We start from the raw sequence: 23,879 nt of genomic DNA on the forward strand, positions 1-23,879 counted from the left end.
TTCTTTGATGTTCGAAAAGAACGAGTGGAAAGCATGAGCGACACATCCCTTAAATTTGGCACAAGCGGTCTGAGGGGACTGGCGGACGAACTGAATGGTTTGCCCGCTTATGCCTATTCTCTTGCTTTCGTTGAAATGCTGTCGAAAGCTGGAAAGCTGCAAAAGGGCGACAAGGTTTTTGTTGGTCAAGACCTTCGCCCGTCCAGTCCGGCTATTTTAGCACTTTGCATGGCGGCAATTGAGGATGCGGGGTTTCAGCCGGTCGATTGCGGTGTTTTGCCAACCCCGGCATTGAGCCACTTTGCGATTTCGCAGCAAGCGCCATGCATCATGGTTACGGGCAGCCATATTCCGGACGACCGCAACGGGCTTAAATTCTATCGCAACGACGGAGAAATCGACAAGAATGACGAGAGCGCCATCAGTGCGGTCTATGCCGCTCTGCCAGAAAATCTTGCCTTTCGTCATTTGCATAATGCGCCCCATAGTGGTGATGCGACCGACAACTATGTGAAGCGCTATGTCGATTTCCTGGGACCTGAAAGCCTTCAGGGACTGCGGGTCGGTGTCTATCAGCACTCGGGTGTGGCGCGCGACCTGATTGTCCGTATCCTGAGCGAGCTTGGAGCCGAAGCGGTGCCGCTCGGCCGATCCGATGTGTTTGTGCCCGTCGATACGGAAGCCCTTCGTTCCGAGGATATTGAGCTTCTCGACCGGTGGGCAAAGGAAAGTCGTTTCGACGCTATCGTTTCTACAGATGGCGACGCCGACCGCCCGTTGATCGCGGACGAGAAAGGGCATTTTGTTCGGGGTGATTTTGTGGGCGCGATTACGGCGAGCTGGCTCGGCGTAAAAACGATTGTGACGCCTGTGACGTCCAATTCCGCTTTGGAAGAAAATTTCGAGCGGGTCATCAGAACACGGGTGGGGTCGCCTTATGTTATTGAAGGCATGACGCAGGCCATCGACGAGGGCATAGAGGCGGTTCTCGGTTTCGAAGCCAATGGCGGTGTGTTACTTGGTACGGATGTCAGCCGGGGCGACCGCGTGCTGACTGCCTTGTCTACCCGCGATGCATTGCTGCCAATTCTCGGCTGCCTTGGCTCCATCAAAGAGCTTGCCAAGCCATTATCTGAAATCGCAGCCCACTTTCATTTCCGTTTTGCTCTTAGCGACAGGCTTCAGAATATCCCGCAGGAAAAGAGTCTCGCATTCTTGTCCCGGCTCAAAAATGACATGACACGAAATGAACTGTTTCAGATGGATGATCCGATTGTTCGGTCCGAAACGATCGACGGTGTGAAACTCTTCTTTCATTCAGGCAACGTAATCCATTATCGCGCTTCCGGTAACGCGCCAGAACTGAGATGTTACGTGGAAGCTTCAGATGAGAGCCAGGCAGCGAAGCTTCTGGATACGGGACTTGCCATCGCCCGCAACGCAACGAAGGACAACTGAGCAATGAGCTTTATTCCTGTCATTATCAGCGGCGGTTCCGGTTCCAGATTATGGCCGCTTTCGCGCGATGCGCACCCGAAGCCATTCATTGAGCTGCCCGATGGCAGCACCCTGATCGGCAAGACTTACAAGCGCGCGGCCCAGCTCGACGGTGTGGACCACATCCTCACAGTGACCAACCGTGACTTCCTGTTCCTGACACTTGATGCCTATGCAGATGCGAAGGCGCCCAAAGTCGACAATGTGTTTCTGCTGGAGCCGCTCGGGCGCGATACAGCACCCGCAGTTGCCGTTGCCGCGCTCCATGCCGCAGCGACTTACGGCCTGGATGCGACATTGCTTGTCATGCCCGCCGATCATCTGATTGAGGACGAGGCGGCATTTGCTGAGGCGGTATCAAAGGCCCGGCAGATGGCGGAAACCGGCCGTATCGTCACCTTCGGTATCGTCCCGGATCATCCGGAAACCGGGTTCGGTTATATCGAGGCCGAAGGCACCGACGTGCTACGCTTCGTCGAAAAGCCTGACGCACAAACCGCACAGGCATATGTCGAAAGCGGCCGTTACTTCTGGAACTCCGGCATGTTCTGTTTCACAGCCGGAACCATGCTCGCAGCAATGCAGCATTTCGCGCCGGAAATCTTCAATTCCGTGCAGGCTTCGCTCGAACATGCCCGACGCGGCGTCAACGGTGAGACCAGGACCATCGAAATCGCAAAGGATGATTTTGCGATGGCTCCTGCGATTTCCATCGATTACGCGATCATGGAAAAGGCCGAAAATATTGCCTGCATTCCGGTGTCTTGCGGCTGGTCTGATATCGGGTCCTGGGCCGCGATGGCGGATCTCATCGCGCCGGACGGTGAGGGTAACCGTCTGCGCGGCGAAACGGTTATAGAAGACACGACCGACAGCTTTGTTTTGTCCGAAACCCGGCTCGTCAGCCTCGTCGGCGTTCACGATCTGCTTGTCGTGGATACACCGGATGCTTTGCTTGTGGCGCATCGCGACAAGGCGCAGGAAGTGCGAAAGGTCTTCAATAAGCTGCGGGCAAGTGGTCATGAAGCGGCCAAGCTTCACCGCACTGCGCATCGTCCATGGGGCACTTATACGGTTCTAGAGGAAGGTGATGGCTTCAAGATTAAACGGATCGAAGTGAAGCCAGGACGGCGCTTGAGCCTTCAGGCGCATCATCATCGTTCCGAACACTGGATTGTCGTTTCGGGAACGGCGAAAGTTACCAACGGCGACCGCGAGATCCTGCTAACGACCAATCAGTCGACCTATATCCCCTGTGGCTTCCGCCACCGGCTGGAAAACCCGGGCATCCTACCGCTTGTGCTTATCGAGGTGCAAAGCGGCGAATATCTGGGCGAAGACGACATTGTGCGTTTCGATGATGTCTATGGGCGCACGTAGGGCCGCCTGACCGGCGAGACGTAAATAGGGAATCGGTGCGTGCTGCATTTATTCGGGAACCATTCGCTGCCGCGAATGTTTGCCTTTACATGCCCAGCACGGAACAGGACCCGGCTACCGATTTGATCGGTATGCCGGTCATCGATTTTCAAAAACACGCCCTTTTCTTCGATGTGGACGGAACACTGCTCGATATCGCTGCCAATCCCGATGGCGTTATCGTTCCAGTTGGCCTGCAAAAATCGCTTTCGCTCATTTCCGAGCGGCTGTCCGGTGCAATGGCGCTGGTCACGGGCCGGGCCATTGCGTTCATCGAAGAACGCTTTCCCGATTATCGCGGCCCCATAGCCGCGTTGCATGGTGCCGAGTTCCGGCACGCATCCGGGTTGGTTGAGCTGATCGAGCCGGGCGAACATTTTTTGATTGCGAAGGATTTTCTACGACAGGCTGCACTTCGCGTCAGCGGTTTTCTCGCCGAAGACAAGGGCAGTGCGGTTGCCCTTCATTATCGCTCCGCGCCAGAAAAAGCCGATCTGGCGCACGATCTCGTCGGGAAGGCACTGAAGCTCGCCGGGCCGGATTGGATCGTGCAATCTGGCAAGATGGTTTTCGAGCTGCGCCCGGCAATCAGCGACAAGGGTGCTGCCTTGCGCCGCTTCATGGAAGAAGAGCCATTTGCGGGGAGGGTGCCGATCGCATTCGGCGACGACCTGACAGATTTACCGATGCTTGGCGCGGCGCGCAAACTTGGCGGTACAGCCGTCGTGATCGGCCGTGCGATCGACCATCCGAGCGCAGCCAGACTGGCAAGCCCGGGTGAGCTGTGGCTTTGGCTTTCTGCGATCGTGAATGAGAATAATACTGAAAGGACTTGACGTATGGGCCGACTGATCGTGGTCTCCAATCGTGTTCCGTTGCCTGATGAGCAGGGCAAGGCGCCTGCGGGCGGCTTGGCAGTTGCGTTGCAGGCGGCGCTCAGCGAACGCGGCGGTATTTGGCTCGGTTGGTCCGGAAAGACACTTCCCAATCGCCAAAAACAGGAACTGGCGATCCGCGATGTGGGCTCCATTCGCTACGCGCTGCTCGATCTCCACAAGAAGGATATCGATGAATATTATGCTGGCTTCGCCAACCGCATGCTCTGGCCGCTCTGTCATTATCGTCTCGACTTGATCGATTACACGCGCAAGGACATGGCGGGATATTTCCGGGTCAATCGCTTGTTTGCGAAGCATCTTCTACCGATGATCGAGCCGGAGGATGTGATATGGATTCACGATTACCATCTCATTCCACTGGCCGCCGAACTACGCAATCTCGGTGTCACCAATCGCATCGGCTTTTTCCTACATATTCCCTGGCCTCCCGCTGATATTCTATTCACGCTGCCCGTGCATGAAACGATCATGCGTGGCCTTGCTTCATATGATGTGGTGGGCTTCCAGACCGAGAACGACGTCGATAATTTCATCGGCTGTCTGCGGCGGGAGAAAATCGGCAAGCGTCTCGATGATGACGGTCTGTTCGAGGCTTTCGGACATCAGTTCCGTGCCGAGCGCTTCGGCATCGGTATCGAGACAGCCGCATTCGCCGAGATAGCCAAAAAGGCGCAACGCCACCCGACGGTAAAGCGCATGAGCGACAGCATGCTGGACCGCGATCTTATCATCGGTGTCGATCGGCTGGACTATTCCAAGGGCATCACCAACCGAATGGAAGCTTTCGAGCATTTCCTGAAGGTTGATCCCGGCAATCGTGGCAAGGTCACTTTCCTGCAGGTCACGCCGAAATCCCGCTCGGAAGTCCCAGAATACAAGGACATGCAACGCGCGGTGGCGGAACTTGCCGGGCGAGTGAATGGTGCGAACGCTACCGTCGACTGGACGCCAATACGTTACATCAATCGCTCTTTGAACCGGGAAGTGCTGGCAGGGTTATATCGGCTTGCCGCTGTGGGACTGGTTACACCGTTGCGCGATGGCATGAATCTTGTCGCCAAGGAATATGTCGCCGCACAGGATCCCGAGAATCCGGGCGTGCTAGTCCTGTCCCGCTTTGCCGGTGCCGCGCAGGAACTGGATGGCGCAATTCTGGTCAACCCATATGACACCGAGGCGATGGCTTATGCGATGGCCCGCGCACTTTCCATGCCGCTTGAGGAGCGTAGGGAGCGGTTTGAAAGCATGATGGCTTTTCTGATCACCCACGACGTCAATCACTGGTGCGATGACTTTCTGGACCGTCTTTCTTCCGGTTGACGGGCTAGGGTTTGACAACGCCGAGTTTGGCGGCTTCTTCGGCAAGATGTATCGTATAATCGAAGTTGCCCATATCTGACGATAGCAGCGGGGCTTTTGTCTCACGAGCTTCCTTTGGGGAAATGCCAAAACGAATCTTGAATGCCCTGGTAAACTGTGCGCCGTCATGAAATCCGCAGCGATAAGCGATTTCCTTGAATGTCACGTGTCTGCAACGCTCGCGCTCGCCGACCAGAATGCGATAGGCATGATCGAGCCGCTTCTCACGAATGATTGTGGCAACACCACCCTCTGTATCAAATGTCCGGTAAAGACGTGAGCGGGAGACGCGAAGATTCTGGACGATAAGATTTGGCCCCAGCAGAGGATTGAACAGGTTATGGTCGATATAGGCGAGGATGGTCTTGCGCATGGGAAGATTGACGGGAAGGCTCTGCATTTCTTCTCTGGCAACGCCTTTGATGCCTGCGCCAAGCAGTGTCAGCATTGCTTCCTGCGCTGATTTTGCTTCGGCCTTGTCCAGTTTGCCAATCAATGATTGCAGACTATGGAGATATTCAAGAAGCAGACGCGTCAGGGGAGCATTCACTGACAAGACAAGGCCGTGTAAATTGCGCCAGCCTACTATCCCCTCCAGTTCATTGCGGGGGATTGTCACAGTGATGCGTGAGCCGGCGGATGCCTGGCTTTCTACGGTCTGTGTCAGATCGATGATAATAATATCTCCAGGCTTTGCCACGACATCGACCCCGTTGAAATCGCCGCGTAAACTGCCTGCCGTAATAAGTTGCAGAACGTAGTGATCAAGCCCACCCTGTGCGATGAGTTTACGTGTGCGTGAGTAGTTCTGGGTGTTGAAGGAAGTCGTTCCTACATGGAAAGTGCCGAGTGCGCGAGCAGCAATTGTTCCAGAAAACTGGTACTTCCTGTTCTCTGCCACGATTTCATATATGGGTTTGATTGCAGATCGCCAAAAATCATTGCGAAGCTTGTCGTCGACCATGTCGGTCGAGATTGAAATCTCATTAGCCATCACAAGTCATTCAGTCCAAGGCAGGTTGTTGATATGAAATCGCACGATGTGCGAAATATTGATAGCATGTATTATTATCAATATTTTTTGTTTAGGTGCATATTTTATGCATTATTGTACTTTAACAAATAAATTCTTCTGCATGGGGCTTTGATTTTAGCTAGCCACCAAAAGCGTATATTATTAATCTCTAATATAACTGAAACCTCCCGATTTTGACTGATAAACTCAACCCTGTTGGAACTATCACCATATGTTGTCTGATGCCGAACAGGAACTATTCTCGATAGAATGCCAGAATAGAACTTCTGCTTGTTCGCAGAAGTTTGAACGTCTCGTACAGGGGGCGCTGTTGAACGCCTGGATAAATCTTCTATCTTTGGTTTCAGGTTTGAAGATGTCCCGAATGGCCTTGTCGGTACAAATGGAGCCGGGTTGAGGAGGCGCTTTATAGTCGTGAGCCTGATCGACCTTGGGGCATTTGGGAGTGTTGTTTTGAAAGTGTTTCGATATGAGACTGTTTTTTACCGCTTTGGCGCTTGCTCTGATCAGCTTCACCAGTGTTGCGGCCTCAGCCGGATTAAACGGTACTCTCGGGACCGAGTGTCGACGTATTCCCGTTCAAGGGACAGGTGCTTCCGATACGGTGACAAGGCCGTCTTGGGCCATGCCGTTACGGAATTCACCATCGGTTCCAGCCAGCCAACGGTCGCAACGTGCCATCGTCTATCCGCAGGCAGTGCCGTCGCCACAGCTTTACCGCTATGACTGTACGCCGACACCCGCAGAACCAACTTCAATTCCGCGGGCCGATTACAGCGGTCAATAAGGGCTGTCGACCTTGCCCATCTCGACATAGACAGTCTTGATCTGGCTGTAATGGGCGAGCGCGGCAATACCGTTCTCGCGTCCGATGCCAGATTGCTTATAGCCGCCGAACGGTACTTCCACTGGCGTCAGGTTATAAGCATTGATCCAGCAGGTCCCGGCCTTGATCTGGCTGATTACGCGATGGCCCCGTGCTATGTCGGAGGTGAACACACCCGCCGCCAGACCGAACTCGGTATCGTTGGCGCGTGCGATTACTTCGTCCTCGTCGGAGAATTCCAGAACGCTCATCACCGGACCGAAGATTTCCTCGCGAGCGATGGTCATGCCGTCGGTCACATCCGTGAAGACGGTAGGCTCGATGAAAAAGCCTTTGTCGAAGCCTTGCAGTTTCGGCACGCCACCGCCGCAGGCAAGCTTCGCCCCTTCTGCCTTACCCTTTTCGATATAGGACAGCACCTTGTCGCGCTGTGCACTGTTGACTAGTGGCCCCATCTGGGTTGCTTCATCCAGCGGATCGCCAATGCGAATCTTGCGTGTACGTTCGACCAGCCGTTCGACAAAACGTTCGCGCACCTTCTTGTGAACGAAGACGCGGGTGCCGTTCGAACAGACCTGCCCGGTCGAATAGAAGTTACCGAGCATCGCGCCGCCGATAGCGCTTTCAAGGTCGGCGTCATCGAACACGATGATCGGCGACTTGCCACCAAGCTCCATGGTGACGTGCTTCAGGTGTTCGCCTGCCTGCGCCATGATGCGCTGGCCTGTCGGCACAGAACCAGTCAGTGAAACTTTGGCCGTCAAGCGATGATTGACGAGTGCGGCGCCGACATCGCCGAAGCCCTGCACGACATTGAATAAGCCATCGGGAAGGCCCGCTTCCTTGTATGCTTCCGCCAATGCAAGCGCTGAAAGCGGCGTGTTTTCTGACGGCTTGAAGATGAAGGCATTCCCCATCGCGAGTGCAGGCGCGGATTTCCACGCGGCGATCTGGATCGGATAATTCCATGCGCCGATACCGACGCAGATGCCGAGCGCTTCGCGGCGCGTATAGGCGAACGAACCGCCAAGCTCCACGAACTCGCCGTTGAAGCCTGAAATGATGCCGCCGAAAAATTCCAGTGCATCCGCGGCCGAAGCTGCATCCGCCACCAGCGTTTCCTGAAGCGCCTTGCCGGTATCAAGCGTTTCGAGCTTCGACAGCTTCTTGTTCTTTTCGCGCAGGATTTCTGCAGTGCGGCGCAGGATGCGTCCGCGTTCGACGGGCTTAAGCGCAGCCCATTCGCCTTGCGCTTTCAGCGCTGCTGCATAAGCCGCCTCGATCACATCGGGTGTCGCCGAATATAGCTTGGCAATTTCCTCGCCGGTTGCTGGATAGATGACCGGCAACGGCTTGCCCGCCTTGTCTTCCATGAATGCGCCGCCGATGAAATGCGAGGCTTTGGGTTGTGCTTTCATTGTTATCCCTTACATTTTATCAGCGGTCGGAAACTTGCCAGCGCGGATTGATCCAAGGCTCCTGATTGGAGCACGCCAGCGGCGTACGGCCGAGAATATGATCGGAAGCCTTTTCGCCGACCATGATCGACGGGCCGTTGAGATTGCCGTTGGTGATGCGCGGGAAGATGGATGAATCCGCAACGCGCAGGCCTTCGACACCGATCACCCGGCATTCAGCATCAACGACTGCCATTGGATCGTCAACCGCACCCATCTTGCAAGTTCCGCACGGATGGAAGGCGCTCTCGACATGCTCGCGGATGAAATTATCGATTTCATCGTCGCTCTGAACATGCGCACCGGGCTGGATTTCCGCGCCACGATAAGCATCAAATGCGGCCTGTCCGAAGATTTCACGGGTCAGCCGCACACAATGGCGGAAGTCGGCCCAGTCGTCTTCATGCGACATATAATTGAACTTGATGACAGGCTTTTCACGTGGATTGGCTGAGCGAAGCGTCACGCTGCCACGTGATTTCGACCGCATCGGGCCGACATGGGCCTGAAAGCCGTGCGACTGCGCTGCCGCCTTGCCGTCATAGCGGATAGCTACAGGAAGGAAGTGATACTGGATATCTGGATATTCCACACCAGCTTTCGAGCGCAGGAATGCTGCGGATTCGAAATGGTTGGTGGCACCGTCGCCGGTCTTGAAGAACAGCCATTCCGCGCCGATCTTCGCTTTCGAGAACAGGTTCAGTTTGGAGTAGAGCGTGATTGGCTGCGTGCATTCCTGCTGGATATAGACTTCCAGATGGTCCTGCAGGTTCTGGCCGACGCCGGGGCGATCGGCGACCACTTCAATTCCGTGTTCTTTCAGTTGTGCGGCAGGGCCAATGCCAGAGAGCATCAGGAGCTTCGGCGAATTGATCGACGAGGCGGCAATGATGACTTCACGCCGCGCACGGATGGTCGAGAAGCTGCGGCCCGCCTCGATCTCAACGCCAACCGCGCGCTTGCCTTCCAGCACGATCTTGCGTGCAAGGCCCTTGACCAGCTTGACATTCGGGCGCTTGAGGGCGGGTTTCAGATAGGCGTTGGCGGCAGACCAGCGACGACCGTTGTGGATCGTCTGCTCCATCGGGCCGAAGCCTTCCTGCTTCTCGCCATTATAGTCTTCGGTGACTTCAAAGCCCGCTTCGTGGCCAGCCTCTACAAAGGCATGGAACAGGGGATTGTCGCGTTTGCCGCGCTGGATATAAAGCGGGCCATTGGTGCCGCGCCAGCCTTCCTGGCCACCGCTCGAATTTTCCATCCGCTTGAAATAGGGCAGTACATCTGCATAGGCCCAGCCGCGCGCACCGCTTTCCGACCAGTGGTCGTAGTCGCGTGCATGGCCGCGCACATAGACCATGCCGTTGATTGAAGATGAACCACCAAGCACCTTGCCCCGCGGCGTTACAAGGCTGCGCCCGCCAATATGCGGCTCTGGTTCGGTCGAAAAACCCCAGTCATAGGTTTCCATATTCATGGGGAAAGAAAGGGCGGCTGGCATTTGGATCAACGGACCGACATCGGGCACGCCATACTCGATGACGATCACCGAATAGCGACCGTCTTCAGACAGGCGATAGGCCATGGCGGATCCGGCGGATCCGGAGCCGATGATGACGAAATCCGCTTCCATACTCATTTCTCCCCCATAAGCTGAACCGCGATGTAGTCTTCCACCAACGCAATGGCTGAGGCAGCATTGGGCGCATCGGCGCCAAGTGCGTGACGAATGTAGAGTCCGTCGATCATGGCACCTGCACCCTCGGCAATGCGGCTGGCCCGCTCGCGCGAGGTCAGCTGTTCAAGTGCGAAGACGAGGTTTGAATGCAGGCGGCGCGCATAGATGCGCAAGAGCCGGCGGGTGTCCTCCGACTGTTGTGCATGCACATAGAAGGTAAGCCAGGCGGCAATGGTTTCCTGCGCGAACTGCGATGCGGAAAAATTGACCGCAATGATGGCCGCGATACGTTCCCGCGGCGTCTCGGTTCGTCCGATGGCGGCGTTGAGATCCTGCCCCAGTTCACGCAGCAAATGCCGCATGGTGGCGAGAATGAGCTTGTCCTTGCCGCCGAAATAATGATGCGCAAGCGCAGGCGAAACGCCCGCCTCATGCGCGATCTGCGCGACGGTCACGTCCAGCGAACCACGCTGGCCGATGGTACGAATGGCGGCATCGATCAACTCGCGCCGCCGCAAGGGCTCCATCCCGATCTTGGGCATAATCCTGGTCCGTTCTCAGTCTAACTGAGCGGCCAGTTTAACGTTGATTGACTCATCAATCAATAAAAACCGGATATGCAAATCATGCGTTTGCCGGCGCAACAGCGGGCGATCTGCATGACGGGGAGGCTTGTCGGGGAGGTGCCGACCGCTTACATTCAACTAATGAGCAGAGCTTTCACCAAAGAACAGGATGATGCGCCGACCGACCTCGGCGAGCGCCCGGTTAGTCCGCATCGCAATCTCGTCACGCCGACGGGCTTGACGATGATCGAGGATGAAATCGCCCGGCTGCAGCGCGAGCTGGCGGACGCCAATGTCGCGGGCGAGCGTTCGGCGATTGCGCGTATCTCACGCGATCTGCGTTACTGGGTGGCGCGGCGTGAAAATGCCGAGCTTTCCGTTCCCGCTCCCGACAGCGATGTCGTGCGTTTCGGCATGACGGTAGATCTGGAAAATCTGGACGACGGCAAGGTTCGCCGCTGGACCATCGTGGGCGAGGATGAGGCTGACCCGTCAAACGGCAAGATTTCCCATGTCGCGCCCGTTGCCATTCTGCTGTTCGGCAAGCCGGTCGGCGATGTCGTGAAAATCAATAATGTCGAGTGGGAAATCGTGTCGCTGAAGATTGTTTAGTCTTCGTCTATAGCGACGGTATGGTCACGGAAAAACGCTGCTGCGCCGGCTTCATCTATTTCACTCGTCGAAACCATCAGGACGAGCTGGATAATGTCTTCCTGTACGGCTTCAAGACTGAAGCCGTTGAAATAAAGAAACAAGTCAGCGGCAGCCAGTCCAGTTCTCTTGTTGCCGTCCACGAAAGGGTGGTTTTTCAGCACACCGAACAGATAGGCCGCCGCCAGATCGAAGATACCCGGATCGCCATAGGCTTCCTTTTGCAACGGACGCGCAAGCGCTGAATCAAGCAAACCGGAATCGCGAATACCCGCTGCACCACCATGCAGACGCAACTGCTCCTGATGCAGCGCTTCTATGAAAGCCCGCGAATGAAAGTCGATCATTGAGCGAGCACGCGATAAGCGGTCTCATATTTTTTCATCCGCTCGCGGGCAATCTTCATTTTCTTCTCGAAGACCTCCGGATCTTCCGTGCTCCTGGTCAGTCTCAGTCCATCCTTTTCTGCGGTCAGGACCAGAGTGTCGCCAGTTTGCACGTTCAACTGCTCCAGCATTTCCTTTGGGATGATCACACCGTCGGAATTGCCGATCTTGCGCAGGGTTACGTTCATGGCTGCTCTCCTATGTTATAACGCATGATATAACATGGTGCGCCTGCGTTGTCACCACAAGCTACAGCCAACCCTTTCGGCGGAAATAGTAAAGCGGCAGCAGGGCGGAGGCGATCATCAGACCAAGCGCCATCGGATAACCCCATGGCGATTGCAGCTCCGGCATGAAGGAGAAATTCATGCCGTAGATGGAAGCCACTAGCGTCGGCGGCATAAAACCGACCGCCGCCACAGAGAAAATCTTGATGATGGCGTTCTGTTCTACCGAAATCAGACCAACGATCGTATCGAGAAGGAATGTGACCTTGTTGGACAGAAAATCCACATAGGCGGTCAGGGATTGCGTGTCGCGTTCCAGCGACTTGATCCAGCTGCGCGTTTCCTTCTTGCCGGCTGCGGGATTGTTGATGGCCGACAGATAGACCAGCATGCGGCTGATACCGGCCAGACTTTCGCGCATTCGCGAGAGGAAGGTTCCCTGTCCACCGATCTGGGTCAGTATGTGCCGGAAATCCTCCGTCGTCATCGGGCGGGCTTTCGGTTGACGGCGATAGATGGAATGCGAAGCTGCATCGATCTTACCCGCGACACCTTCCAGAATATCGGCGAGGCGGTTCGTCGTGGCTTCGGTAATGCCAAGCATGATCGACAGGCCCGAGCATTTGGGTGATATCAACCCGTTGCCCGGCTTGGTCGAACGCAGGATATAGGTGCTGAACGATTTCGGATTGGCATAACGAACAGTGATCAGCCGCGAACCATGCAGGATGAAAGTGACGGGCGCCAGCTCGCGATGGTCGAGATCGACCGCGTGCAGGATCGGCACTGTGAGATATTGCGCGCCGGTTTCCATGTAGAATCGGCTCGATTCCTCGATTTCCGTCATGTCTTCGCGGGTGGGGATCGAAATGCCCATCCATGCTTCGACAATACTGTCTTCATTGACGCCAGGAGCAAACAGGTCGATCCAGATAACATTTTCGGGCAGCGGAGTGCCGGGCTCGACTTCCACTTGTTCGAGGTGGTCTCCGGAAAGGCTGTAAAGTGTGATCATATTGGCACCTGAAGTCTGGCCCGAAATCTCGAGCGGCTGGATTATGGGGCACTGTGCGCGAAAATTGTTAACGGAATGCGGCAGTGGTTTCCAGCCCGCAATCAGCTTTCTTCACGACGGTTGACAGCTCCATTGCATAGGTCTAATTCATCAAGTCATCAGATGAATTTGGTGAAGATATGAAGGCGATATCCCGCAAGACTTTGACGGATTCGGCCACGCAGGCATTGCGAGGCGAAATCACGTCGGGACGCTGGTCGATAGGCGACCAGTTGCCAAATGAAGCCGCACTTTCCGCAACGCTCGATGTCAGCCGCGGCACGGTGCGCGAAGCTGTTCGGGCGCTGGTGGCGCAAGGAATGCTGGAAACCCGGCAGGGTTCGGGAACATATGTCCGTTCCACTACCGACACGGCACGCAGCCTCGACCGCATCCGCCATACCAGCCTGCGCGACCGCTTTGAGACCCGGGCAGTTCTCGAAACGGAAGCCGCACGTCTGGCCGCCTTACGCATCAAGCCGAAGGGGATTGTGCATCTGGAGAAAATGCTGGCACAACGCGGCAATCGCGATGAACTCGACCGGGCAACGTTCGTGGCCCGAGACTTTGCCTTTCATGAGGCCATCGTCGCTGCCTCGGGCAACAGCGCACTGATCGAGGTCTATGCCTTTTTCTCCGCCTCCATTCGCGAATCCATAGAAGCTACGCTCGACGGCGAACTGCCCGAGCCAAACCATGAGGCGCACCGCCAGATCGTTGAAGCTATCGCTTCGGGCGATCCTGACCAGGCCGGTGCAACGGTTCGCCGCTTCATGGCGCCCCTGATTGAAGAACTTGAAAGGTTGCTGGCATCATGAGCCACACGAACACAGGCCTGTCGGAAGCGGCAGAAAGCGAGGCGATATTTCAGCCCGAGGCGTTGGTCGACGCTGAGGCGGACAGCGTTCCGCCGCCGCCAGTCCAGCAACCGCCAAGCAAGGCGATGCGCATTTTGCTGGGTCTGAGCCTCGTGCTGATCGCCGCCAATCTGCGACCGGTATTTTCCAGCGTTTCCGTGCTTTTGCCGGAAATCATCGATGCCACCGGCATGTCATCCGTTGCAGCCGGTATCCTGACCACGTTGCCGGTTGTCTGCCTTGGCGTCTTTGCGCCATTCGCACCACGGCTGGCGCAGCGTTTCGGCGCCGAACGCGTTCTGCTTTTCGTGCTGGTCGTGCTGACTGTCGGCACCGCCATTCGCGGCTTCGGTTCGTTCTATTCGCTTTATATTGGCGCAGCATTGGCCGGTGCCGCAATTGCTACTGGCAACGTGCTGCTTCCGGGCGTCGTCAAGCGTGATTTCCCGAAAACTGCGGCCATCATGACCGGTCTTTATACGATGGCGCTATGCGGCGGCGCTGCCTCCGCAGCCGGATTCACCATTCCCATCAAGGGGATGCTCGGCGGTTCCTGGAATCTTGCTCTGGCATTCTGGGCTGTTCCGGCGGCAGTCGTTCTGCTGTTGTGGCTGCCGCAGGCCATGCGTGCGAAACACAATGTCGCCCATTCGGGTTTCAAGGTGATCGGCTTGTGGAAGGATAAGCTGGCCTGGCAGGTAACCCTGTTCATGGGTCTGCAATCCTCCACCGCCTACATCGTTTTCGGATGGCTGGCGCCGATCCTGCGCGAACAGGGCCTGAGCCCGGCAGCGGCCGGCGGTCTGGTCTCTTTTTCGATCCTGGCTCAGGTCATCACCTGTCTCGCGGTACCGTCGATTGCTACCCGCCAGAAGAACCAGAGCCTGCTCAATGTCATTCTCTGCGCTTGTGCGGCCTTGCCGCTGATCGGCTTTCTCTATCTGCCGCTATGGACCTATTGGGGACTGGCGGTCATTCAGGGCATCGGGCAGGGCGGTCTGATCGCCGCCGCCATGATGGTGATCGTGCTGCGGGCGCCGGACTCACACACGGCGGCGCATCTGTCCGGCATGGCGCAGTGCGTCGGCTATACGCTTGCCGCAATCGGCCCGCTCATCGTCGGGCTGATCCACAGCGCAACGGGCAGCTTTACCGCCTGTGGTCTTTTCTTCGCTGTGTTGGGGCTGGGGGCTGCCATCGCCGGATGGGGAGCCGGGCGCGCGCAACATGTAGGTGTGCAGGTAATCAAGGAATAGCAGCAACAAAAAACCCCGGCAAAACCGGGGTTTTTCTTTATTGTTGTATGAAGGCTCAGGCCTTTTCGTACAGTTCTTCGACGAATTCCCAATTGATGAGGCTATCGATGAAGGCCTCGAGGTACTTCGGACGCAGATTGCGATAATCGACATAGTAGGAGTGTTCCCACACGTCGACGCCAAGGATCGGCGTTGCACCGTGAACCAGCGGGTTTTCGCCGTTCGGGGTCTTGGAGATTTCAAGCTTGCCGTCCTTGACTGACAGCCAGGCCCAGCCTGAACCGAACTGGCCGACGCCGGCAGCGATGAAATCCGCCCGGAACTTGTCGTAGCCGCCAAGATCGGACTCGATTGCCTTTTCAAGCTTGCCCGGCAGCTTCTTGCCGCCACCGTTCTTCTTCATCCACTTCCAGAACAGGATGTGGTTGTAGTGCTGGCCGGCATTGTTGAAGAGTCCCTGGTTCTTGCCGTAGCTTTCCTTGACGATCTCTTCCAGGCTCTTGCCTTCGAGGCCGGAGCCTTCGAGCAGCTTGTTGCCGTTGGTGACATAAGCCTGATGGTGCTTGTCGTGATGAAGTTCAAGCGTCTCGCGCGACATGAAAGGCGCAAGGGCGTCATAGTCATACGGCAGGGCGGGCAGTTCGAAAGCCATTGGAAACTCTCCTCTTTTCTTTGAGCTTACATGGGCAGCTTGCGGCGGGCCGAGCAGATGCTGCCTCAAAACTTGCGTGCGGAATCTACATAGGCCGCATCGGTGCGCGCGGCAATGGCGTGAATGAGCAATTCAGCTTCAAGACAATGAATTATTATTGAAATCACAGTAGGATGGCGCAATTCTAGATTTTATGCTTCGCCATGCGTGGCGGACCCTCACAGGAGGAAACGGTGTCCCACAGTTCTTATGTCTTCGACGCTTATGGCACATTATTCGATGTCCATTCGGCGGTGCGGCGACATGCAGACAAAGCCGGGCCGGACGGCCGGGCATTTTCCGAACTGTGGCGGGCCAAGCAGCTCGAATATTCCTGGGTGCTCAGCCTGATGGGTGCCTATAGCGATTTCTGGAAACTCACCGAGGAGTCGCTCGATTTCGCATTCGCGCGTTACCCGTCCGTAGATCCGGCACTGCGCAATGATTTGCTCGATGCCTATTGGAAGCTCGATTGCTATCCGGAAGTGCCCGCTGCTCTCAAAAGCCTGAAGGAGAAGGGCGCACGGCTTGCGATCCTTTCCAATGGTTCGCCCGCCATGCTCGAATCCGCAGTGCGTTCGGCAGCGCTCGACGTCCTGCTGGACGACGTGATTTCGGTTGATGAAGTCAGGAAATACAAGACTGCCCCGGCGGTCTATGAGCTCATCACTCTGCAATGGCGGCTTTATCCTTCCGCAATCTCGTTCCAGTCCTCGAACCGCTGGGACGTGGCAGGGGCGGTGCGGTTCGGCATGCGCGGGGTCTGGATCAATCGGACCAACCAGCCCGACGAATATAAACAGTTTGCTCCGGCACTGATTCTGCCAAGCCTCCAGTTGCTTGATTGAGTTCTCACTAAAATTTGAACTTGCCGGGTTTATGGAAAGCTGGCTCCTGCACCCAAAATTGTGTCGCGGCTGCAACACGAGCCATGCTGGTGGGCTTTCGCCACGTTTAGGCCGCATTACGAACGGGCGTACGCCACATTTTTCGGGCGTTTTCCGTGCAACCAAACACCGGAAACAGCCGTTTACGGCCTTTTCGATGGCTCACTGCGTATCTGCCACAATTGGCCGGGTCGCAATTCGTTAACCCTGAATGTGTATCTGTAACTCCTCCCGTCACTAAACTGGTTTTCATATGCAAACGACCCTTACCCGCCGTTCCTTTCTGACGGCAATGACAGCAACAGCGGCCGCCGGTCTGGCCGGTTGCGCTCAGTTGGGGCAGAATGTTCCAATCATTGATGTGGATCAGTCGGGCAACCCGATCAACCGCACCCCGCAGGCTAATGTCGATTCCTCCTATGGCGGATGGGCGCAGATGTATGCTGCCGTCGAGGATGGCGGCTTCCAGCTTCCGGCAATTCCGATCCAGAAGATGGACAAGCGCTTCCTGCGTCAGGTTGTGCAGGATCCAACCGGCGAACTGCCCGGTACATTGGTCATCGATACGGCCAACCGCTTCTGCTATCTGGTCCTCGAAAACGGACAAGCAATGCGCTACGGCGTGGGCATTGGCCGCGAAGGTTTCGCGTGGTCGGGTCGCGCTGTGATCCAGTACAAGCGCCAGTGGCCGCGCTGGACCCCACCGGATGAAATGGTCGCCCGCCAGCCGGAACTGGTGCAGTACAGCGCCAGGAACGGCGGCATGGCTCCGGGCCTCAAGAACCCGCTCGGCGCCCGCGCCCTCTATATTTTCCAGGATGGCAAGGACACGCTGTACCGCCTGCACGGCAATCCGGAATGGTGGTCCATCGGCAAGGCGGTCTCGTCGGGCTGCGTGCGCTTCCTGAACCAGGACATCATCGATCTCTATGATCGCGTTCCGGCGAAGTCGCCGATTCTCGTGATGTAATAGCGATTGTCTGAACGACAGATTGCAAAAGCCCCGGATAGCCAGCTGTCCGGGGCTTTTTCCATTGTGCCGCGCGCCAACTTGCCACCGCCTTGAAAATAAGTCACTTTCCGCGCGGACAAATCGTCGGAACAAGGGGAGGGAAGTCATGTCCGAGGAAAAAGTCGCCAAGGAAGTCGTGAAAGGCCCTGCATCCTATTTCCCGTCCATCGAGAAAAAATACGGGCAGCCTGTCCAGCATTGGCTTTCGCTGATCGTGCAGCGAAAGGGCGACAAGCATATGGAAATCGTCAACTGGCTGAAGTCGGAATTCGAGATGGGGCATGGCCATGCCAATGCCCTTGTCGCCTACGCCCTCGCCAAACCGGCGAAGGCGTGACACTGGCACCTTCTACCGTTTGAAGCCGCCGAGAATGCCGCGCACAAGTGCGCGGCCAAGCGAATTGCCGACCGAGCGGACAACGGACTTCATGGCCGTTTCCGCGACCGTCTGGCGACCGGAGCGGCGACCAGTACCAAGTGCGGTGCCGACGAGATCGCCAAGGATACTACCGCCGCCTTCTTCCTCTTCCTTGGTCTTTTGCTGGGCTGCTGCAGCATTCTGCGCCTTGCGGGCCAGCATTTCGAAAGCGGAATCGCGATCCAGTACCTGATCGTACTGCCCGGCAACCGGGCTTGCGGCGATGATCTTCGCGCGTTCTTCCGGCGTCAGCGGGCCGATACGCGATGAAGGCGGGCGCATAAGCGTGCGCTGCACGATTGAAGGCACCCCCTTGGCTTGCAGCGTCGACACCAGTGCTTCGCCAGTGGCGAGATTGGTGATCGCCTGAAACGTGTTGAAATCCGGGTTCGGACGGAATGTATCGGCTGCCGTCTTCACGGCATTGGTTTCGCGCGGCGTATAGGCGCGAAGCGCGTGCTGCACGCGATTGCCGAGCTGCGCCAGAACGGTTTCCGGCACATCGAGCGGATTCTGCGTCACGAAATAAACGCCGACACCCTTGGAGCGGATCAGGCGCACCACCTGTTCGACACGGTCGACCAGAGCCTTCGGCGCTTCATCGAAGAGAAGATGGGCTTCATCGAAGAAGAAGACGAGCCGCGGCTTATCGGGATCGCCGACTTCCGGCAGTTCCTCGAAGAGTTCCGACATCAGCCAAAGCAGGAAAGTGGAATAGAGCCGCGGGCTCATCATCAGCTTGTCGGCAGCAAGCACGCTCACTACACCGCGCCCGTCGGTCGTGGTGCGCATCAGGTCTGAAATCTTGAGCGCTGGTTCCCCGAAGAATTTCGAGCCGCCCTGCTGGTCGAGGACCAAAAGCGAACGCTGGATCGCACCCACCGAAGCCTTGTTCACATTGCCGTACTTGCCCGAAAGTTCTGCCGAGCGCTCCGCCATTTCGGCGAGGATGGCCTGCAAGTCCTTCAGGTCCAGAAGCAGCAAGCCTTCTTCGTCCGCCAGGCGGAAGGCGATGTTCAGCACACCTTCCTGCGCCTCGGTCAGGCTCATCAGGCGCGACAGGAGGAGTGGCCCCATTTCGGAAATGGTGGCGCGAACAGGGTGTCCCTGTTCGCCGAAAATATCCCAGAAGATCACAGGCGCGGCGCGCATTTCGTACGGATCGAGCTTCACTTCCGCTGCACGTTTGAGAAGGCCGTCATTTTGAACGCCGATCGCGCCAATGCCGGAAAGATCGCCCTTGATGTCGGCGCAGAAAACCGGAACGCCAGCCGCTGAAAAGCTTTCGGCCAGAACCTGCAGCGTGACAGTTTTACCCGTGCCGGTCGCGCCGGTGACGAGACCGTGCCGGTTGCCGTATTTCAGCGCTAGATATTCCGGCTGCTGGTAGGAGTCGTCAGGCTTGCGGCTCGCGCCAAGAAAAATAGCGTCTTCGGCAGTCATCAGGCAGCTTGCTCCCTCTGTTCAACTATAACTTATGATATAGAGCAAAATCCGGCCGGAGTGAAACGAGGATCGGTAAGATTATGCCGGATCGCGGCCCTCAACGCGCAGGATAGCCGTTTGGGTGCGCCGGAATAGCTTCCAGATAGGCGGCAATGGCATTGCGGTCGGCTTCGGCAAGGTGAGCCATGTTCGCAACCACATCGGTCATAGATCCGCCGAGCGAATCGAAATCCGGGGTAAAGCCGCTCTGCAACGCGTAGGAGATGTCTTTCCCGCTCCAGGCGCCGATGCCCGCTTCATCCGGCGTGATGTTCGGCACGACGCCTTTTTTCCCGTCACTGCCGGTTTCAGGCGACAATGCTCCGGCGAGCCACTTGCTTGTGTCTACCCCCCCAATCGCATTGCGCGGTGTGTGACATTCGCCGCAATGGCCAAGGGCTTCAGTCAGATACTGGCCGCGCTTCACCTGGTCGGAAGCATTTGCGATTTCCACCGCAGGCTGGTCGGACAGGTAAAGCTGTTTCCAGAGGCCGAGCCCCCGTCGGACCGTGAAGGGGAAGGAAAGCTTGTGCGGCGCTGCGACATTATCGGAGGGCGGCAATGTTTTCATAAACGCAAAGAGATCGGCCACATCCTGCGGCTGCATTTTGGTATAAGAAGTGTAGGGGAACGATGGATAAAGATGTTCGTCCTGCTTGCCGACCCCCTTCAGCATCGCATTGGCAAAGTCCTGTATGGTCCATGTGCCGATACCTTGCTCTGACGGGGAAATATTGGGCGCGATGAATGTCCCGAAATCTGAAACCAGTTCATGTCCGCCTGCCAGAACCTTGCGTGCATCGCCGGAGGCACCTGGCGCGGCATGGCAGGAGGCACAGCCGCCTGCCCAGAAAACCTGTTCGCCCTTGATGGGATCGCCCGGCTTCATCGCGTCCAACACGGTCGCGTCCACCTTCTGCGGAGCGGTCAGAATCCAGAAGGCAGCGGCTCCAAGGACGACCACGGCGCCTGCGGCATATGCCAGTTTTCGGACCATTCCATCTGTTCCCGTGAGGCGGTTCCAGGACGAGCCAGACCGCTCTTATGACCGTTATTCAGCGTGACAGTTCCAAAGTACAGATGCACTGGAATTGCACCGCACTTTTGCTGCAAATTTTTTGCACACAGAGTGTTTCCGTTCGGTGTGCTCTCTGTCAACAGCGAAGATCAGTTCTTCTTGACGCGATAGGCTTGATGGCAGGAACCACAATTGGCGGCGACCTGCTGGAAGGCTGGCTTCAGCGCATCAAGATCCTGCGGTTTGGCAGCCAGTGCCGTAGCGGCGTCGGTCCGGAATTTTTCGACGTGCTTGACGAAGTCGTCTTTGGTTTCCCAGATTTTCGGCGAAGCTTCAGTATCGCCCTGATCCGAACCGGCCGGGAACAACGCATCCACATCCAGCTTCTTGGCATCGGCATCGATCTTTTCCAGCGCAGCAAGTGCTGTGGTGGCGTCGAATGGCTTCTCACCCTTGATCATCGGAGCAATTGACCCGACTGAGCGTCCAAGGTCCTTCATGATTGCCTGACGATCTGCGGTGACGTCAGCCTGTGCTGCGCCGGCGATCAATACAGCTGCAGAGCTGATAGTCAGGAAAAACAAACGCATGCGATCCTCCGCATTTAAAAATTGAACAGACTTCGTCCCTTGGTTCAAATATCCGATACAATCCGGGGCATTGCAATCATTGCGTCGGTTAAATCCCCAGTGCAGCAAGTATCATCCTGAATTTATAGGGATTATTACATAGGCTTCACGTTATCGTGAAAAACATGACTTGAATACTATTGTTTTATACTGATCGGTGTCATTATTTGTGCCGGTATACTCGGTTGGGCAGCCCAAAACAAAAAGGCCCTGGAACCCGGGGCCTTTTCGAGCATGTAAAGTTTGATCAGACGAACTGGCCGAGGCCCGGAATTGCACCGATGACGGCATCAACTGGTTCGTCACCAGCCTTTTCCTTGGCAAAGCGGATGGTTTCCTTGGCAACGCCGGAAATTTCACCCATGCCCAGACCAGCGCCCATGAGCTGGGAGCCGAGACCCATCACGCCGCCCATCAGGCCGGACAGGAAGCCGCCGCCCTTGACCTGCGCGATTGCTTCTTCAGCGCCGGGGAATGCTGCCAGAAGCTTCTGGACTTCCGCTGCCGGGCCTTCCTTCTGCAGGAAGGCGAGGATCATGCCGACTGCCTTTTCTGCCGTTGCCGCATCGATGCCAACTTTGGAGGTGATGCGTGCGATCAGTTCTTCCATGGAAACTCTCCCAAAAATCTTACGTTTACGTAATATGCATTCTCGCCTTCGCTTTGCAAGCCGCCATGAGCGAAAATATTAGAGCATGATTCCGAAAAGTGGGAACCGGTTTTCGGATAAAATCATGCTCAAACAAAAACTTGGAGCGAAACGACGATACACTTACAAACATCCCGCTCTTGGAGAATATGTCTCGTGATGTGACGAGATAATTACGCTGTTCGAATTTCCTGCAATTCGAGTTCCTCGATCATGACCTGCCGCATGACGAATTTCTGGATTTTGCCGGTCACGGTCATCGGAAACTGATCCACGAAGCGGATATGGGCCGGAACCTTGTAATGCGCGATGCGCTGCCGGCAATATTCAATCAGGTCTTCGTCGGAAAGCTGGCCATCGTTGTGCAGCTTGACCCAGGCACAGATAATTTCGCCGAACTTGCGGTCGGGAATACCGAATATCTGGACATCGCTGATCGCGGGATGGGTGAAGAGGAACTCTTCTATCTCGCGGGGATAGATGTTCTCGCCGCCGCGAATGATGAGATCCTTAATGCGCCCGACAATGTTGCAATAGCCTTCGTCGTCTATCGTGGCGAGGTCTCCCGTGTGCATCCAGCCAGCATCGTCGATGGCGCCAGCTGAACTTTCCGCATCGTTCCAGTAGCCGCGCATGACGCTATAGCCGCGCGTCAGCAATTCACCCTTTTCGCCACGCGGTACCACCTTGCCATCCGCATCGACGATCTTCACCTCCAGATGCGGATGGATGCGCCCGACGGTGGAAACGCGCCGCTCCACAGGGTCAGTCGTCGAGCTCTGGAAGCTGACCGGGCTGGTCTCCGTCATGCCATAGGCGATGGTGATTTCGCTCTGGTGCATCTCGCTCACCACCCGCCGCATCACTTCGATGGGGCAGGGCGATCCGGCCATGATGCCGGTGCGCAGGCTGGTGAGGTTGAAACGGCTGAATTCCGGGTGATCGAGCATCGCAATGAACATTGTCGGCACGCCATGGAGGCCGGTGCATTGCTCCTCTTCAACGGTCTGGAGCGTCAGGAGCGGATCGAAACTGTCGTTTGGAATTACCATGCAGGAACCATGGGTCACACAGGCAAGATTGCCGAGCACCATGCCGAAGCAATGATAGAACGGCACCGGGATGCAGAGCCGGTCCTGTTCGGAAAGTTGCATCGCCTCGCCGACGAAAAACCCGTTATTGAGGATATTGTGGTGGGAGAGCGTGGCACCCTTCGGGCTGCCGGTCGTGCCGCTGGTGAACTGGATATTGATGGGATCGTCAAATTGCAGTTCTTCGGAAAGCTGCGCCAGTTCTTCCCGCGTAACCTCGTCGCCGGATTGGGTGACATCATCGAAATTCAACATGCCCGGCGTCTGTTCCGCACCGAGCCGGATCACGCATCGCAGATTGGGAAGCCGCTCGGACATCACATGACCGGGCCGGGCTTCATCAAGTTCAGGCACGATGCTGCGCAGAATATCGATATAGTTGCTGGTTTTCAGCGATGGCGCGAGGATCAGCGCCGCGCATTCGACTTTCCCCAGCACATATTCCAGTTCATGCGCCCGATAGGCCGGGTTGATGTTGACAAGGATCAACCCGGCTTTTGCGCTGGCAAACTGGGTGAGAATCCATTCGAGATTGTTCGGCGACCAGATGCCGAGACGCTCGCCGGGGCGGAGCCCGATGGCGAGGAAGCCTTCAGCCAGCTGGTCGGTCAGTTGTCTGAGTTCGGAATAGGTCAGCCGGATATTCTGGTGCCGGACAATGACGGCAGGACGTTCGGGATATTTTTCCGCGATCTGGTCAAGATGCCGACCGATCGTATTGCCAATGAGAAGCTTGTCGCTCGCACCATGTACATAACTGGCCTGCTGCATTTCCGATCCTCCCAAACCGAAGATGACGCCCGAAGGCGATGCATCAAGTGGTGGGAGGATGCC

At 56.4% G+C, this 23,879-nt stretch carries 23 protein-coding genes; 10 read left to right on the top strand and 13 right to left on the bottom strand.

All coding sequences use genetic code 11. The features are described from left to right. Positions 1-33: 33 nt before the first annotated feature. From AC1RHM_RS21890 to otsA, 4 genes are all read left to right on the top strand, one after another. On the top strand, positions 34-1,458 hold the full coding sequence (locus AC1RHM_RS21890) for a phosphomannomutase (RefSeq protein ID WP_492332624.1): 1,425 nt from the start codon (positions 34-36) through the stop codon (positions 1,456-1,458). 3 nt (positions 1,459-1,461) lie between these two features. Further along, positions 1,462-2,877, top strand: a complete 1,416-nt coding sequence (locus tag AC1RHM_RS21895) for a mannose-1-phosphate guanylyltransferase/mannose-6-phosphate isomerase (RefSeq protein WP_492332625.1) — start codon at positions 1,462-1,464, stop codon at positions 2,875-2,877. An 89-nt stretch (positions 2,878-2,966) separates the two neighbouring features. Further along, positions 2,967-3,752, top strand: coding sequence for a trehalose-phosphatase (gene otsB / locus AC1RHM_RS21900; RefSeq protein WP_122241967.1), 786 nt, complete (start codon positions 2,967-2,969; stop codon positions 3,750-3,752). Between the two features lie 3 nt (positions 3,753-3,755). Next, a complete protein-coding gene (gene otsA, locus AC1RHM_RS21905) occupies positions 3,756-5,135 on the top strand; it encodes an alpha,alpha-trehalose-phosphate synthase (UDP-forming) (protein WP_122241959.1) in 1,380 nt (459 codons plus the stop codon). Between the two features lie 4 nt (positions 5,136-5,139). On the opposite strand, the gene AC1RHM_RS21910 is transcribed toward otsA, so the two are convergent. The 4 genes from AC1RHM_RS21910 to betI form a co-directional block, all read right to left on the bottom strand. After that, the gene (locus AC1RHM_RS21910; RefSeq protein WP_122241958.1) at positions 5,140-6,168 is read right to left on the bottom strand and encodes an AraC-like ligand-binding domain-containing protein; all 1,029 of its coding nucleotides are present in this window, start codon (positions 6,166-6,168) and stop codon (positions 5,140-5,142) included. An 822-nt stretch (positions 6,169-6,990) separates the two neighbouring features. Beyond that, entirely contained in the window at positions 6,991-8,454 is a 1,464-nt protein-coding gene (gene betB / locus AC1RHM_RS21915) for a betaine-aldehyde dehydrogenase (protein ID WP_122241957.1), read from the bottom strand. Between the two features lie 19 nt (positions 8,455-8,473). Beyond that, entirely contained in the window at positions 8,474-10,123 is a 1,650-nt protein-coding gene (gene betA, locus AC1RHM_RS21920; RefSeq protein ID WP_036585846.1) for a choline dehydrogenase, read from the bottom strand. A 2-nt stretch (positions 10,124-10,125) separates the two neighbouring features. Next, positions 10,126-10,710, bottom strand: a complete 585-nt coding sequence (gene betI, locus AC1RHM_RS21925; RefSeq protein WP_012092476.1) for a transcriptional regulator BetI — start codon at positions 10,708-10,710, stop codon at positions 10,126-10,128. Positions 10,711-10,875: 165 nt separating this feature from the next. Here betI and AC1RHM_RS21930 point away from each other — a divergent pair, with 165 nt between their 5' ends. Continuing rightward, positions 10,876-11,346, top strand: coding sequence for a GreA/GreB family elongation factor (locus tag AC1RHM_RS21930; RefSeq protein WP_029925347.1), 471 nt, complete (start codon positions 10,876-10,878; stop codon positions 11,344-11,346). Here AC1RHM_RS21930 and AC1RHM_RS21935 read toward each other — a convergent pair. The 3 genes from AC1RHM_RS21935 to AC1RHM_RS21945 form a co-directional block, all read right to left on the bottom strand. Then, entirely contained in the window at positions 11,343-11,732 is a 390-nt protein-coding gene (locus AC1RHM_RS21935; protein ID WP_492332626.1) for a type II toxin-antitoxin system death-on-curing family toxin, read from the bottom strand. The genes AC1RHM_RS21930 and AC1RHM_RS21935 overlap by 4 nt on opposite strands. After that, positions 11,729-11,959, bottom strand: coding sequence for an AbrB/MazE/SpoVT family DNA-binding domain-containing protein (locus AC1RHM_RS21940; protein WP_029925342.1), 231 nt, complete (start codon positions 11,957-11,959; stop codon positions 11,729-11,731). The genes AC1RHM_RS21935 and AC1RHM_RS21940 overlap by 4 nt, the downstream gene beginning before the upstream one ends. Positions 11,960-12,020: 61 nt before the next feature. Continuing rightward, the gene (locus AC1RHM_RS21945) at positions 12,021-13,013 is read right to left on the bottom strand and encodes a magnesium transporter CorA family protein (protein ID WP_010661562.1); all 993 of its coding nucleotides are present in this window, start codon (positions 13,011-13,013) and stop codon (positions 12,021-12,023) included. A gap of 179 nt (positions 13,014-13,192) precedes the next feature. Between AC1RHM_RS21945 and AC1RHM_RS21950 the strand changes: the two genes are divergently transcribed. Together AC1RHM_RS21950 and AC1RHM_RS21955 are read left to right on the top strand one after the other, a co-directional pair. Next, the gene (locus AC1RHM_RS21950) at positions 13,193-13,870 is read left to right on the top strand and encodes a FadR/GntR family transcriptional regulator (protein ID WP_122241955.1); all 678 of its coding nucleotides are present in this window, start codon (positions 13,193-13,195) and stop codon (positions 13,868-13,870) included. Beyond that, the gene (locus AC1RHM_RS21955) at positions 13,867-15,165 is read left to right on the top strand and encodes a CynX/NimT family MFS transporter (RefSeq protein ID WP_012092470.1); all 1,299 of its coding nucleotides are present in this window, start codon (positions 13,867-13,869) and stop codon (positions 15,163-15,165) included. The genes AC1RHM_RS21950 and AC1RHM_RS21955 overlap by 4 nt, the downstream gene beginning before the upstream one ends. Before the next feature lie 55 nt (positions 15,166-15,220). Here AC1RHM_RS21955 and AC1RHM_RS21960 read toward each other — a convergent pair whose 3' ends face one another. Then, positions 15,221-15,817: a superoxide dismutase gene (locus tag AC1RHM_RS21960; RefSeq protein ID WP_151576889.1), complete on the bottom strand. Its 597-nt coding sequence runs from the start codon at positions 15,815-15,817 to the stop codon at positions 15,221-15,223. A gap of 233 nt (positions 15,818-16,050) precedes the next feature. Between AC1RHM_RS21960 and AC1RHM_RS21965 the strand changes: the two genes are divergently transcribed. From AC1RHM_RS21965 to AC1RHM_RS21975, 3 genes are all read left to right on the top strand, one after another. Then, positions 16,051-16,704, top strand: coding sequence for a haloacid dehalogenase type II (locus AC1RHM_RS21965; protein WP_010661566.1), 654 nt, complete (start codon positions 16,051-16,053; stop codon positions 16,702-16,704). A 292-nt stretch (positions 16,705-16,996) separates the two neighbouring features. Beyond that, on the top strand, positions 16,997-17,713 hold the full coding sequence (locus tag AC1RHM_RS21970) for a L,D-transpeptidase (RefSeq protein ID WP_010661567.1): 717 nt from the start codon (positions 16,997-16,999) through the stop codon (positions 17,711-17,713). Positions 17,714-17,861: 148 nt separating this feature from the next. Further along, on the top strand, positions 17,862-18,092 hold the full coding sequence (locus tag AC1RHM_RS21975) for a DUF4287 domain-containing protein (protein WP_036585843.1): 231 nt from the start codon (positions 17,862-17,864) through the stop codon (positions 18,090-18,092). A 12-nt stretch (positions 18,093-18,104) separates the two neighbouring features. Here the strand turns inward: AC1RHM_RS21975 and AC1RHM_RS21980 are convergent, their stop codons facing one another. The 5 genes from AC1RHM_RS21980 to AC1RHM_RS22000 form a co-directional block, all read right to left on the bottom strand. Continuing rightward, entirely contained in the window at positions 18,105-19,616 is a 1,512-nt protein-coding gene (locus tag AC1RHM_RS21980) for a helicase HerA-like C-terminal domain-containing protein (RefSeq protein WP_010661569.1), read from the bottom strand. A 100-nt stretch (positions 19,617-19,716) separates the two neighbouring features. Continuing rightward, entirely contained in the window at positions 19,717-20,655 is a 939-nt protein-coding gene (locus tag AC1RHM_RS21985; RefSeq protein WP_029925337.1) for a c-type cytochrome, read from the bottom strand. A 170-nt stretch (positions 20,656-20,825) separates the two neighbouring features. Then, complete coding sequence (locus AC1RHM_RS21990; protein ID WP_010661571.1) at positions 20,826-21,266, bottom strand: c-type cytochrome; 441 nt, start codon at positions 21,264-21,266, stop codon at positions 20,826-20,828. Positions 21,267-21,552: 286 nt separating this feature from the next. Further along, complete coding sequence (locus AC1RHM_RS21995) at positions 21,553-21,915, bottom strand: DUF2267 domain-containing protein (RefSeq protein WP_010661572.1); 363 nt, start codon at positions 21,913-21,915, stop codon at positions 21,553-21,555. 212 nt (positions 21,916-22,127) lie between these two features. Then, positions 22,128-23,816 carry an AMP-binding protein gene (locus AC1RHM_RS22000; protein WP_036585841.1) on the bottom strand — a complete coding sequence of 563 codons (1,689 nt, stop codon included), beginning with the start codon at positions 23,814-23,816 and terminating at the stop codon, positions 22,128-22,130. Positions 23,817-23,879 lie beyond the last annotated feature (63 nt).

Source organism: Brucella sp. GW823-FHT04E01, from assembly GCF_058796175.1.